Annotated in this window: 18 protein-coding genes; 1 reads left to right on the top strand and 17 read right to left on the bottom strand. The window is 40.4% G+C overall.

Translation table 11 applies throughout. The features are described from left to right. Positions 1-4 precede the first annotated feature (4 nt). The 12 genes from H0266_RS14385 to merR form a co-directional block, all read right to left on the bottom strand. Positions 5-289: a hypothetical protein gene (locus H0266_RS14385; protein WP_181473122.1), complete on the bottom strand. Its 285-nt coding sequence runs from the start codon at positions 287-289 to the stop codon at positions 5-7. Between the two features lie 14 nt (positions 290-303). Then, positions 304-591, bottom strand: a complete 288-nt coding sequence (locus H0266_RS14380; protein ID WP_181473121.1) for a hypothetical protein — start codon at positions 589-591, stop codon at positions 304-306. Further along, positions 588-1304, bottom strand: coding sequence for a hypothetical protein (locus H0266_RS14375; RefSeq protein WP_181473120.1), 717 nt, complete (start codon positions 1302-1304; stop codon positions 588-590). The genes H0266_RS14380 and H0266_RS14375 overlap by 4 nt, the downstream gene beginning before the upstream one ends. Positions 1305-1371: 67 nt before the next feature. Then, a complete protein-coding gene (locus tag H0266_RS14370; protein ID WP_181473119.1) occupies positions 1372-1941 on the bottom strand; it encodes an SCO family protein in 570 nt (189 codons plus the stop codon). 12 nt (positions 1942-1953) lie between these two features. Continuing rightward, positions 1954-2406: a hypothetical protein gene (locus H0266_RS14365; protein ID WP_181473118.1), complete on the bottom strand. Its 453-nt coding sequence runs from the start codon at positions 2404-2406 to the stop codon at positions 1954-1956. Positions 2407-2419: 13 nt separating this feature from the next. After that, complete coding sequence (locus tag H0266_RS14360; protein WP_181473117.1) at positions 2420-2824, bottom strand: hypothetical protein; 405 nt, start codon at positions 2822-2824, stop codon at positions 2420-2422. A 420-nt stretch (positions 2825-3244) separates the two neighbouring features. Then, positions 3245-3529, bottom strand: coding sequence for a hypothetical protein (locus tag H0266_RS14355; protein WP_181473116.1), 285 nt, complete (start codon positions 3527-3529; stop codon positions 3245-3247). A 273-nt stretch (positions 3530-3802) separates the two neighbouring features. Then, entirely contained in the window at positions 3803-4276 is a 474-nt protein-coding gene (locus tag H0266_RS14350; protein WP_181473115.1) for a GNAT family N-acetyltransferase, read from the bottom strand. A gap of 125 nt (positions 4277-4401) precedes the next feature. Continuing rightward, positions 4402-4614, bottom strand: coding sequence for a hypothetical protein (locus tag H0266_RS14345; protein ID WP_181473114.1), 213 nt, complete (start codon positions 4612-4614; stop codon positions 4402-4404). Positions 4615-5116: 502 nt separating this feature from the next. Then, positions 5117-6760, bottom strand: coding sequence for a mercury(II) reductase (merA, locus tag H0266_RS14340; RefSeq protein ID WP_181473113.1), 1644 nt, complete (start codon positions 6758-6760; stop codon positions 5117-5119). Positions 6761-6778: 18 nt separating this feature from the next. Beyond that, positions 6779-7006, bottom strand: coding sequence for a mercury resistance system transport protein MerF (merF, locus tag H0266_RS19645; protein ID WP_181473112.1), 228 nt, complete (start codon positions 7004-7006; stop codon positions 6779-6781). Positions 7007-7021: 15 nt separating this feature from the next. Continuing rightward, on the bottom strand, positions 7022-7426 hold the full coding sequence (gene merR / locus H0266_RS14330; protein ID WP_181473111.1) for a mercury resistance transcriptional regulator MerR: 405 nt from the start codon (positions 7424-7426) through the stop codon (positions 7022-7024). A gap of 323 nt (positions 7427-7749) precedes the next feature. On the opposite strand from merR, the gene H0266_RS14325 reads away from it, so the two are divergent. Next, a complete protein-coding gene (locus H0266_RS14325) occupies positions 7750-7959 on the top strand; it encodes a hypothetical protein (RefSeq protein WP_181473110.1) in 210 nt (69 codons plus the stop codon). A 70-nt stretch (positions 7960-8029) separates the two neighbouring features. Here the strand turns inward: H0266_RS14325 and H0266_RS14320 are convergent, their stop codons facing one another. The 5 genes from H0266_RS14320 to H0266_RS14300 all read right to left on the bottom strand — a co-directional run bounded on the left by H0266_RS14320 (position 8030) and on the right by H0266_RS14300 (position 12149). Further along, positions 8030-8485 carry a hypothetical protein gene (locus H0266_RS14320; protein ID WP_181473109.1) on the bottom strand — a complete coding sequence of 152 codons (456 nt, stop codon included), beginning with the start codon at positions 8483-8485 and terminating at the stop codon, positions 8030-8032. A 58-nt stretch (positions 8486-8543) separates the two neighbouring features. Next, positions 8544-9416, bottom strand: coding sequence for a phosphotransferase (locus H0266_RS14315; protein WP_181473108.1), 873 nt, complete (start codon positions 9414-9416; stop codon positions 8544-8546). After that, the gene (locus H0266_RS14310) at positions 9406-10041 is read right to left on the bottom strand and encodes a hypothetical protein (protein WP_246364030.1); all 636 of its coding nucleotides are present in this window, start codon (positions 10039-10041) and stop codon (positions 9406-9408) included. Before H0266_RS14310 ends, H0266_RS14315 begins: the two co-directional genes overlap by 11 nt. 283 nt (positions 10042-10324) lie before the next feature. Continuing rightward, the gene (locus tag H0266_RS14305; RefSeq protein ID WP_181473107.1) at positions 10325-10834 is read right to left on the bottom strand and encodes a GrpB family protein; all 510 of its coding nucleotides are present in this window, start codon (positions 10832-10834) and stop codon (positions 10325-10327) included. 106 nt (positions 10835-10940) lie between these two features. Beyond that, positions 10941-12149 (bottom strand): MFS transporter, encoded by a 1209-nt coding sequence (locus H0266_RS14300; RefSeq protein WP_181473106.1) that lies wholly within the window; start codon positions 12147-12149, stop codon positions 10941-10943. Between the last annotated feature and the right edge of the window lie 120 nt (positions 12150-12269).

The raw sequence follows: 12269 nt of genomic DNA, 5'->3' as shown, positions 1-12269 counted from the left end.
TTCGTTAGCCCTCTAAGTCGGGAATTTTCCGTCCCCCTATGCTCTCAATATAAAAGACTTCAATGGAGTGAATGTGAACATTCCAGACCTTCTCTTCCAGCTGAGCGACAGATGTTGTCTCAACATCAATGGTCGCTATGTCATCTATCACTTTTAAAATTTTGCCGATAAACAGAAAAGGAAAAGAAGGCGTTAAAATAAAAACACGCCGCCCTACTCCTGCTACAAACTCATCAATCATCGCCTGATCACGTTGCTGTAATACACTTTGCTGCCTCGGATGGTTCATTGTATTCAACCTCCTTAAGTCAGTGGAAACGCTAAGTCACACGGTACTTCAGTCGAGAAAGATACCACTTTTTCTAATGGTATGCTCAGTGGTAATGGAAACTCATAAAATGGAGCATTAAGCATTTTAATAATGACAGGATCAAGCGTAACGGACCCTTCTGTCACCTCTGACACTTCTCCACAGAAAATCGGGCGGAAGACCTGCCCTAGTAAATTGAGCTGAGCCGCTTGTGTGACGACGAGAATTTCCTGCCCTTTCAAATCCAAGAGGGCGCGGTAAAGATCTTTTTCATTACTCACTGTCCGTTCTCCTTTCCGAAATCTTTTCTCCTGATGAACTCTTTCCAGACGGTGGTCCAACGAACCGTTTTGACCGTTTGAATCGAATTCCACTCGAGTTTCTTTGCTGTGTGGAACGACTTGACCTCCAAGTGCTTCTTCGTAGAATCTTCAACTTTTCCAATGGCTTCATCATCATGAGTCTGAATTACAACCCAAGTCCCTTTCCATTGATGAAGGTTCGTTCTGAGCGACTCCTCAAAGAATACCTCCGCATACGCATTTCGCTGGGACACCGTTTTTCCGAATTCACGACACAATTTATACTGCAGGTTATTATCATAGATAAAATGCTGGTGCGGGTTCGAATAAGTAGGGGAACCAAATGGAAGATCGGCCGCATCGATAGCAAAAAAAGGAACCCACAAACGATGGTGAACCGTTGTGATGCTGACAAAGTCTCTTCCGACCGTTGCGACCTTTCCTTTGTGCGTTTTCCGCTTGGTTCCCTCTTTTGTATGAACGACGACTTCCTGATTTCGTTTACTTTGAAAAAACTTTTTCAAGAGTAGTGTTTTTTTGCGGCTTTCATCATATCGTGCAATCGCAAAAAGGTTGGCTTGATCCATATACTCCATCAGCAAACGCCCTTCTTCCAACGTGCCTTCACACGTAGGTGAGGTAAACGAAACGTGGGCATCTTCCACATGATCTTGATCCGGCATTCCTTTCACCTCGAATCCCTTCTTCTAGCAACCTATGAAAATCTGTGCATTTGGTGTAGTTCATGTGTAGCGGGTCTTATTGCAACCGTTCAATATGATCCGCCACCTCCCTCACATCCATCGGCTTTTGCGACGTGGCCATTGCATGCTTGGAGCGTATGTTTCCGTTCCGATCGACGAGATAAAGCGTGGTACTGTGAGAAACCACCCTCCCTTCTTTTCTGAAGACCATTCCAAAGGCTTCAGCAAGCGACTCCACGTCCTGATCAGACCCTCTTAAGAACCTCCAATTTTTAAAATTTGCATCGAATTTGTCCCGGTAGCTTATTAATGATGAAACGGTGTCGACGGCAGGGTTTAATGTGATCAACAATATTTCATAATGATCGTCCTCCACCCCTCTGTTCACAAGCTCCTTCCGCAACTTTTTCAAGTCCCAGATTGTCAATGGACAGATATCAGGACAATCCGCATAGAAAAAGACGACAACTTTCGGGACGGGCTCATAGAAAGAATGTGAAGAACCATTCAACGATGTTAAGTGTATGTCCGGAACCGGTCCTTCATTCGGCAACTCCATCTCTTTTGGTAAAAAAAGAAAAACGCCGAAGAGGATGACCATTCCAAGAATCACCCAGCGGTACAATCGATCGCCTCCTCACACGGAAAAAGCATATAGCAACAGCAAATAAAACAAGGTGACCGTCAGTGCCATAAACCCAGCTAATCCATCTATTGAAATGAACCACGTATTGGACGATAAGGGAAGCTGACATAGAGCCGGGTTCTTCAGCACCGCTCCAAGCATGGCGCCTGAAATCACACCTTGAAGGGTAAGAAACTGCGAATGAATAATATGGTCGGATCGAACGAATGACCCGAAACCATAGGCTACGATGGTGGCGACCAACCAAGAACCCATCAGCACGACGACGAATGGGCGAGAGTATAGAAGCACGAGAAGAAGAGTGAGTTGAAAAGAGAAAGTGAATGATGCAACGATAGCTACTGTGTTTGCAAAACGATCGTCGAATAGAGACTTTTTCTTGTTGAGGATGATATAAAGCACAAGCATGATGACAATATGCCATATTAGAAAAGCGATGATCACATGAGCATCCCTCCTACGCTCTTTTCAACTTGAAAAAGACCAATCCCATGAGTATCAGAACAACCACCTGCAAAAACCAGATGAACAGATCCATCCCCGTAGCCAATGCCCCCAGCATCGGAGCCATGACGCCGATCATGAAGCCCTGCACCATGCCTTTAAGAAGCGTTTGATAATCGAACAAGGCTCCAAAAGCAGCTCCAACACCCATACTTATGAGAGCAGTGGCGATCGTAATACCAATAAATTGAAATGGGTACAAGCTGATCAACAATACACCATACAACAACCCGACAGAACCACTCGCAACCGTCGTCACATTCATCGCCAGCTGAAAGCCAAGCAGATATCGAACGCGAAACACATACACATACAACCCGAGAAAAAGCAGACCATTACACAAAAGTAGAACCTTCACCCCCACAACACCACCTCTTCTCATATGTATGCACGAGCAAGATATGCATGTTAGGGGGACAGGTTATTTGTCCCCCTACAAGCGTCTTAGGCTGTATTGATCGAGTGTGCTGAATCCGACTTTAGAGAAGATGGGTAGAATGATGAAGGCAAGCGGGGCTACCAGCTGTTGAGTGAATCAGATGGCCAAATAAGCAATAGCTAAAGTGCATCTTGTAGATTCATCTTCAAGATAACTCGATACTGTAATAACAGCTTAAACTAGTCCTCCAGCAACAATCATCCTTATTGAACAATCGCACCAGTTTATGGAAGACTTGAATTTGAAATATCTCTCACGGTTCTACTTTAAACCCCTTTAGTTATAGATAAAAACTTACACGATAGTTGAATATGAAATACATGATGTGATATTTAATCATCATTTCTTATGTATTCGTTCTAAGAATATAGGTGATATATTTAACAAGATAGAAACAATTGTCAAAAACCAAAATGCCTTTGCCATACCTGGTACAACATCCATTATAGCCGCCCAATCTTCCACTTTCACCCACCGAGTTAGATTACTGTAATTTGCACTATTTGTTAATGCTGTAAATGATAATGCCACTGCCATAGCCAGCTTATAATCCTTTCCTGCTGCATACAAAAAAAGATTTATAACCGTTACTACTATGGCAATAACCCCAAATATTACCCACATTACTACACCCCCACATATTGTTATTTGAATGATAACCCATTTTACTTATTAAAGTTTACTGCTCCGTCAGTTAAATTGGTTTAACAAATATGGCTGAGGTTATAAATCGGGAGCCGAAGGACTTATTTCTAACTAAATCTTTGATTACAAGAAAAGCCATTGTGGATATTATAATACCGGCAATTATAGTGTATATATAAAAGTTCGTTATGTAATGGATTTCTAAGTCCCCCTTTTTAAGGCGGGTATTTTTAATGAATAACAGCCCACCATTCATTTTAGTTTTTTCTTCATTACGAAGTTGACAAAATCAGTACCCTTCACATTCTTGGTTTGTTTTGCTAATAATTGATAACCTTGTAACTCGAAAAATGGTCTTGCTGTTATACTTGCTTCAGTAAACACCTCTGTCATACAAATAGATTTAGCATGCTTTTCGATTTGAGTTAATAGTTTAGAGGCAATCCCTTGTCTTTGATAATCTTTATGAATATAGAGCAAGTCAACTTCCCCTATTTTATTTACATTCCCGAATCCAACAATTTGTTTGTCAATAACAGCAACATAAGTAAAGCTTTCTTCAAGACGTTTTACCCAGATTTCCTCATCCATTATACTGTTTGCCCAATTTTCAACTTGTTTTTCAGAGTAGTCACCGAGATTAACTGTAAGAATAGTTTCCCTGAATAAGTTTATAATTTGTTTTGTATCTGTTATGTTAAACCTTCTAATAAACACGATGAACACCACTCTCTGATTACATAGAAATTCACACTATCTTGTTCAATTAAACAGCCCCATCAGCAAAAAGCGATCATCCATTATTTAATAATCGCCTCCGAGATTGGAGTAAGGTATTATATTTTGATAAATTAAATAGTGTCATCTATCTTCTTTTCAAAATCCTTGGTTTCTTTATCAGACATTATAAAGGAAGAAAGAAATATATATCCTAAAACACAAGAGACCACTCCCCATATCGCCAAGTCAAAAATGTCTTTAGTATCATTTATAAAAAACAAGCCAAAAAATATGATCGTTCCCACCGTTATACTAATAGTACCTTTTATCATAGTCTTGACCATATCCCCATACCTCCCACTATATAATTTAGTGACATTAGTTCGTTTAACTGTTCATTGGATAACTCAAGCTACAGCCACTTTGCAGCTATCGTCCCCGTTTATGGGACACTTAAAGTCAAAATAATATCCTCATCCCCGTTATGTAAATTATTTCAAAATATTGTATGTAACTCAATACTTCTAGATCGAGTTGCCAATGCAGAAATTCTGAGTTTTCCACTTTGAAGTAAGGCCACACGCGACCTTGGGCAACAGAATCTGCATGAATCAAGTCTTACCGATCGTATATCATTGCCACACGCCATCCCGCCTTATTACACTTTCCTGCTGTGATTGATCCTCCTGAACCTGTCCCAATGACAACCAGATCCTATTTGTTGGTCATTAACATTCCTCCTAATAACACTATTTCTAATTACGTTATTTTAGTTAGTAAACTAACAAACCATGTACCTTATCCATGGTTAAAAAAAGTTCACCGTGAGTTACGGTGAACGTAAATCTAACCAGCACAACAAGATAATTTAGAGACATCTTTATCAAACGTCAAACTGGCTAGCTTTAAACCTTCTGCCATCGTTAGGTAGGGAGCCATGGTCTCTTGAAGGTCATCAGCTGTTAATTTGAATTTTACAGCTAACGTAGCTGCATAAATGACATCGCCAGCATTTTCAGCCACCACATGAGCACCTATAAGCTGATTGCTCTTAGCGTCCATGATCAGTTTGAAAACACCTTGATCATGATGATTCACTAATGCTCTTGGCACCGATCCTAATGGAAGAACGGACGTTTTCACATCATAACCTGCTTGGTTGGCTTGGCTTTCTGTCCACCCAATAGAAGCGATTGAAGGTGTTGTAAACGTCACCGCGGGTACATGTTCCAACCTTTGTTTCTTTTTAGATGGTTTAGATACGTTTTGTCCTACGATGCCCCCTTGGTGAGCTGCTACATACACGAATTGAGGACTTAGAGTCACGTCCCCAGCTGCATAGATGTGAGAAATATTTGTCTCCAGATAATCATTTATAAGAACTTCCCCATCTTCCCCCAACGCTAAATCAATGTTTTCTCCTTGAAGTTTTTCTGTATTGGGCTTTCGTCCCGTAGCCACAAGCAGCTGATCACCTTCTATAGTCTTTTTGTTTCCTTCCACTTCCAGGTGAATGTATTTTTTTCCGTTCTTTTCTTCAACTTTTTTATAATTGACCTCTTTCATTAGAGTAATGCCCTCTTCTTTTAACATACCTTCAACGGTTTCAGAGATCTCGGGATCATATTGTTTCAAGAGTCTAGAACTTCGTTGCATAAGTGTAACCTCAGCACCTAGATGTCGATACATTTGTCCTATTTCCAAAGCAGTATATCCGGAACCTATAATAACAAGATGGTTAGGAACTTCTTTCAACTCTAACGCAGACGTACTTGTCAGATAAGATGTATCCTTCAACCCAGGAATATCCGGAATATAAGGGGATGCCCCTGTTGCAATTAAAAAGGATGCAGCTGTGAGTTCTTTCCCTTGTACAGAAATGGTGTGTGCATCAAGGAAGTGAGCTTCTCCTTGAATAAGGTCGAATCCGTATTCTTCAATGAGGTCTTCATACTTCTCTTTACGCAATTGTTGAACCAACTTCTCTTTTTGGTTTTGTAGCTCAGCCATATCCGGTTGTTTAGCCGATGTCATCAAACCACTGAAAGGGTGATGACCGGATTGGAATTGAATATATCCAGCTTGAAGTAGGGTTTTAGAAGGCACACATCCGATATTCACACAGGTGCCTCCGACGTCCCCTTTTTCTACCATGGCTACTCGAAGTCCATTTTCAGATGCTTGGATAGCTGCTGAAAAGGCTGCCCCACCTGAACCTATAATTAAAAAGTCGTAATCGTAGGTTGTATTCGCTGGTCTTCTTTCATCGCCTGGGGACATAGAAATTATTTCCCCTGGTTCATAAGGTGTCTTTCGCAGCTCTTCACGTATAATCTCTTTCTGTCTTTCATCAAGTAAATGGAATTCAGCCTTTCCTTCTTGATGGTCTACCTGAATATTTTCTGCCCCTTTTTCTTGAAGCTTATCTCGTACATGATCTTCACAGCTTCCACATGTCATTCCTTTGATTTCAATTAGAAATTTCTTCATCATATCCTCCTTTATCTATTAAGAGCAGCAGTCCTTATCGGTTGATGTTTGACATCTTTTTTTATAGGTCACTACTGCAAGGATTAAAAATATAATCAACATTGGGAACAGAACGTAATCCAAGTACCCAGTCCATGCTCCAAGCCCCAACACCCCTAACATGATCACTAACAAAGGAGTTGCACAGCAAAGGAGAGTGATGATGAATCCAACTACACTTCCAACAAACCACTTATTCCTTCTCATCTTACTTCCCTCCCTTTAACCACTATCATCAAGAACATTCTCTATAATTGGACAAGCATACAAGTCTCTTTCATTCGGGCAACAATCCTTTAAATTACTTAAGACCTTTTGTATGTGTTTTAAATCATTGATTTTCTTCTCTACATCCATCTGCTTTTCTGAAACGAATTGATACATATCCTGACAACGGTCAGAGTCTTTATCGACTATCCCGAGCAGTTTGTATATTTCACTTAGTGAAAACCCCAAATCCTGCATTTTTTTAATGAAACTTACACGTTTCACTGTGGAATCACCATAAATACGGTAACCGGAATTGTTTCGATATGGTTTTGGTATTAATGATTTCCGTTCATAGTAACGGATGGTTTCTTTATTCACATTACAAATTCCAGCTAACTCGCTAATTTTATATTCCAAAGCAATCACCTCTAGATATAATATAAACCCTGTACCATAGTACAGGGTCAAGTGTTAGTCGATTTTTTTCAATTATCAGTCTCAATAAAGCATGTTGCTTTGACGAAAAATTCACTACCTTTACTTATTAACGATTGTATTATCTCGAAACATAACCATACTATACGAAGCCCGATTCTAAAGAATTACAAGCAGGATTTGTTACGAACATTATGCATAATGTTCGTAACAATAAAGTATTCATTTTTTCATATAAGTGTAAAATCCAAAATCAATCTGAGTGGTATAATGACCTTAACTTTTTCTTGAGAAGGAGAGAGGACATGTACATGCTTATTAGATATGTAGATGACAAAAGACAATCATTAAAGAAATCAAGTTCGTCTGTCACGAAATACTTCGATGACTACGAAGAAGCAGTCGGATTAAAGAATAAAATTAATCAACATACATCTTTACCACAAAAAAATGGTCGGTTGAAAAAGCGGAATAATTTCCGCTTTTTCTTTATGCAAATTTGCTCGAAGACTTGATGGTGAACACTATAAAAAGCCAGCATCAGATGCTGGCTTCGAGTCTTATTCAAGAAATATATAGAAAGCGTCACCCATTATCTATAATGATTTCTTTCAATGCTCTGCTCTCGATGAAATATTCAGATGGCAGCTCTTTAAATTCATCACCACTAGCAATCACCTTAAAAATGTCATGCCCTTTATAACCAATATAGTAATGGTTTCCAGTAGATTCAACATCAATAGAAAAATGGGAAGCGGAATGTTTCTCAAGTAGTGATTCGTCCGTTGAAATAGGATCGATACTCACATGCGCTTGATCATTTTCTTCAACTGACTGAATATCAGCATCGTTATAGATATCGATGACTGCCGTCAATACCTCCTTGTTTTCCAGTAGGTCTATATCTTTTACTAGCATCCCATCATTGTGTATTTTTAGTGTTCCCCACGTAACCTCACTCGCTTTTACTTCATGGCTGCCATTAGAACAGGCGGCCATGAGGAAAATAAGGGTACTGAAAACGGTTATATACCATCTCACATTCACCCCTCCTATCCCTTTTTTTGGATAATGTTGTTTGTACATTCATTTTCGGGAACTACCGGTATCCCCTGATTCCACTCTCAAACGCACCTTGGTCATCATTCTCGATTCCATGCAGAGCCTCTTGTAAGGCGAATGTACTTTTATAGAAGTTTATTCTCTCCAGGATGTTCTGACCCTCCGGATATAAACGGAGGCACCTTTTGACGAAGGCCTCACCATAACTTGCGGCTAACCCGGCAAAATCATAGGCTGGATCGCCAACCTCTGTTTCTCCAAAGTCGATCACTCCAGATATGCTCACGCGACTTGAATCCCACAAAATATTGGATGCCCCAAAATCTCCATGAATGAGGACGGTTTTGAAATCTAGAAGGTCGTCATTCGATAAGAAGGCTTCGAAGTTTTGAGAGACCTCCGACTTCGAACTCTCATTCATATAGGGGTAAAGCTTCTCTTTGAAGTTCGCGTATAACTCTACGATCGATTGACGTATATCTTGAGCACTCTGCTTTTCAATCTCCAACTCATCTACAGGTTGAGCATGCAACTCAGACAAGAATTGAACCAACTCGGAGGCAAGTCGTTCTACGTGACTTTCATCCTCAATATCTTTCATATCATGTGACCATAAGGGCTGGCCTTGAATAAGTGGATAGCCCGTGAACACTTCTCCCACTTCACAAGATCCAAATGAGCGGTACTCAGGATAAGGAATAGGCAGGCTGACTTTCCCTTTAATATGATCCAGCACTTTCGTTTCTTTTTCTAATTTCCTGATCCCTTCGACGTATTTCGGAAACCTGAAAACGAACGTATCGTTCACGATGATGACATCATTATTCTGACCGATCTCATTCATTTCGATTTGATGTATGGATAAAGCGGGATACCGCTCTCTTATCCTTTTCTCATAATCAATCTTCATTTCCATCCCTCCTCCCTTTGTTTAATAGAATTGCTTCCAAAAGTTCTCGATCAAAACCGAGCACACGATGGATAACCTCCACATAATCCTCACAAGAATGTTTATATAAACCGTCTGTCGTACTTAACGTAATCTCCCAATCATCAAATTCCCAATGGGCGACTTCATTTTTATAAGGAATCCGGCATTCGACCAACGGCGTTTCCCTTATTAAACTTTGAGACTTGTGCGCAGCACGATAGAAGGTTTCTGCCTGGATAGGAGTTATATCATATAGTTGTTTGGAGACTTTTCCATTCGGTCTGTGATAAAGTATTTCTACGTACTTACCACTAGGTTGAACCTGAACATCCGCTGCTGGGAAGAACCCACTTTGTCTTTCAACCGTGAAATCCTTATTGTTCTCATCTATGAGTATCGGCATAATCCATTGATCACCCAAATCACATAGGTAGCGATCCCCTAATTCATCCTTTGCCACCACGGCAACATGTGCATCTTCTGTGTTCAGATCATGACCTATGGGATAAGCTTCAATTCCATCTTTCCTAAACTCATCAAGCAGCCAAATTGCTAAATCAAAGCAATTCCCTGAAAGGCCATATTTACGGCGATGTTCTTTCATTAAAGAAACGCCCCTTTGCACGCCACCTTGATCTATGGAATGCATCCATACTTTACTTAGAGTTTCTAATGGAAAATCGTTGAATTTCCTCCATGTGTTTAAGATCTTTTCGCTTGGTTTTATGAGGGCCACCTCATTTCTAAGGAGTTCATGTGGAAGTTCTTAGCCTGAAAGGTCATCTTGTACAAACCCCAGTGCATTCCCATCAATATCAAGGATTGTGAATATTCTACTTCCAAATGGTGTAGTAAACAATTCCTCTACTTCAGCTTTGTCTTTTATTTTACTTATTCCATTCCAATGCTTTTTGTTGAATTTCATCAACAAGATGGTTCTTAGCGTTTATGTATGATTCGATATCATAAGGAAATTGACGGGCCAATCGTTCTTTTAATTCACCATAGTCATCTCGTTCAGTCGGGTGTGCAATCAAATAATCCCTGAAAACTAGATGCCTTGTTATGTCATCACTTCCACCCTGATAAATATGTACATGATGAGACCGGGCATTGCCTCCTTTTTCAAAGTACCTACGTCCAGGGATTCCATTTTCACCTTTTGGTTCATAACCAATCCCTTTCATCGCATCATTATAGGTATCTACAATACTTATGTCTTTCACAACAGGCATGATATCGATGATTGGTTTAGCTTTTAATTCGGGTACAGAGGTGCTCCCGATGTGGTGGATATCGATGAGTTCTGATCTAAAGAGCTCACGCAACTTGCTAGCTTCTTCCGTAAATTTCAACGGCCAGTTCTCATCATAAGCGTACACTTCTACTTTTCTCATCTCACAACTCTCCTATTCTGTTAACTAGTCTCCTTAATAGTTTTCTATAAATAAGCGGAAAAGACCGCACAAAAGAGTAATGCAGCCTTTTCCTTTATTTTGATTTCTAATTATTCGTATACGTTTCCGGAAAAAGTTGCTTAGAAAATATCAAATACACAGCAGCGATCGCTAGCAAAGTACCCGCCAACAAAAATGCATATTGAACTCCGAACACATCAGCGATTCCTCCCAGCAATAAAGAGGACAGGCCGAAAGTTAAAGCGGTAAGCGCCCCTTGTGCCCCATAAATCTTCGGCAGATCATCGCTCGTCGCTTCGGTTTGAAGATACGTTTCCATGGTTATGGACTTGATTTGCTCGACTATACCGAATACGACTGATAACACTAAAGCTAACGAGGCGATCCGATTGAACCCAAACCATAAAGTTGCGATGCTCACACTGACTGACGTGAGAATCATCACCTTTTTCAAGTTTCTCTCGATGAACGAGGGATACCTAGCGCAATACAAACCACCGAGAATAAGCCCGATGAAGAACGTTGTATTGATATAGCCCCACCACGCTTCGCTTTTCTGAAGAACTTCAGAAACAAACACATAAATGATCGCCGCAATCCACACGACGTTCGCGATGGATTCAATGAAAATTACCACATGAATCTTTTGGAAGATGGGCGTATTCCAAATCGTACTCCACCCTTCCTTCAAAACTACTCTTGTGGATTTTTCAATAGATTGACTGAACTCTGTTGAATCTTGCATCAACATCATGAAAACAGAAGATAAGATGAACAGAGTGAAGGTCAGCCATATGACGTTCTGGCCACCTATCCAGGCAACCATGACTCCGCCGAGTGCCCATCCTCCCAACTGGACCACCTGACTTACTAGGGAAAAGAAACTATTCGCTTTTACGATTTCCTGCTTATTCACCAATCTCGGGAGCATGGCACGACTAGCAGGTGCTGCCCACCCATCAAGGAAGGCGATGGTGAAAATAAAGAACAGGATGATCACGATGGAACCCTGAGGTTGGATGGTGGTAAACGTCGCTAACCCAAGCAAGAACAGGGTTTTAATGATTTGTGATCTGGATAATAGGGTTTTTAATGGATACTTTTCAAACAATAGCGGAGATAGATATCCACTGATAAACCGCCCAAATGTATTGATAAATGGCAGCAAAGCTAAATAAAATGCTGACTGTGATGCTGCGTACATAATCGAGATCAGGCCTACGATATAGAACACATCGCCAAGGTTGGCCATGGCTTGCCCGATCCATAAGAACCGAAAGGATGAAGACTTCATTATTCACTACCCCTTTTTGATCGTTTTCGTAATCGATGAAAAAGGGGATACCTACATTGGACGTGAGCCTCCTTATAGAAGATTTTAAATGTTCATTTCTAACGTTCGTTATCTTTATTT

Origin of the sequence: Halobacillus locisalis (assembly GCF_013694105.1) — a bacterium.
Taxonomy (GTDB): domain Bacteria; phylum Bacillota; class Bacilli; order Bacillales; family Halobacillaceae; genus Halobacillus; species Halobacillus locisalis.
Note: the sequence above shows the minus strand (reverse complement) of the source record. Positions and strands in the feature narration are given on the sequence as shown.

Excerpts from the sequence above, each read along its gene's own strand:
- H0266_RS14385 (WP_181473122.1), bottom strand. The coding sequence starts at position 289 with ATGAACCATCCGAGGCAGCAAAGTGTATTACAGCAACGTGATCAGGCG.
- H0266_RS14355 (WP_181473116.1), bottom strand. The coding sequence starts at position 3,529 with ATGTGGGTAATATTTGGGGTTATTGCCATAGTAGTAACGGTTATAAAT.
- H0266_RS14345 (WP_181473114.1), bottom strand. The coding sequence starts at position 4,614 with ATGGTCAAGACTATGATAAAAGGTACTATTAGTATAACGGTGGGAACG.
- merA (WP_181473113.1), bottom strand. The coding sequence starts at position 6,760 with ATGAAGAAATTTCTAATTGAAATCAAAGGAATGACATGTGGAAGCTGT.
- merF (WP_181473112.1), bottom strand. The coding sequence starts at position 7,006 with ATGAGAAGGAATAAGTGGTTTGTTGGAAGTGTAGTTGGATTCATCATC.
- H0266_RS14325 (WP_181473110.1), top strand. The coding sequence starts at position 7,750 with ATGTACATGCTTATTAGATATGTAGATGACAAAAGACAATCATTAAAG.
- H0266_RS14315 (WP_181473108.1), bottom strand. The coding sequence starts at position 9,416 with ATGAAGATTGATTATGAGAAAAGGATAAGAGAGCGGTATCCCGCTTTA.
- H0266_RS14310 (WP_246364030.1), bottom strand. The coding sequence starts at position 10,041 with ATGAAAGAACATCGCCGTAAATATGGCCTTTCAGGGAATTGCTTTGAT.
- H0266_RS14305 (WP_181473107.1), bottom strand. The coding sequence starts at position 10,834 with ATGAGAAAAGTAGAAGTGTACGCTTATGATGAGAACTGGCCGTTGAAA.
- H0266_RS14300 (WP_181473106.1), bottom strand. The coding sequence starts at position 12,149 with ATGAAGTCTTCATCCTTTCGGTTCTTATGGATCGGGCAAGCCATGGCC.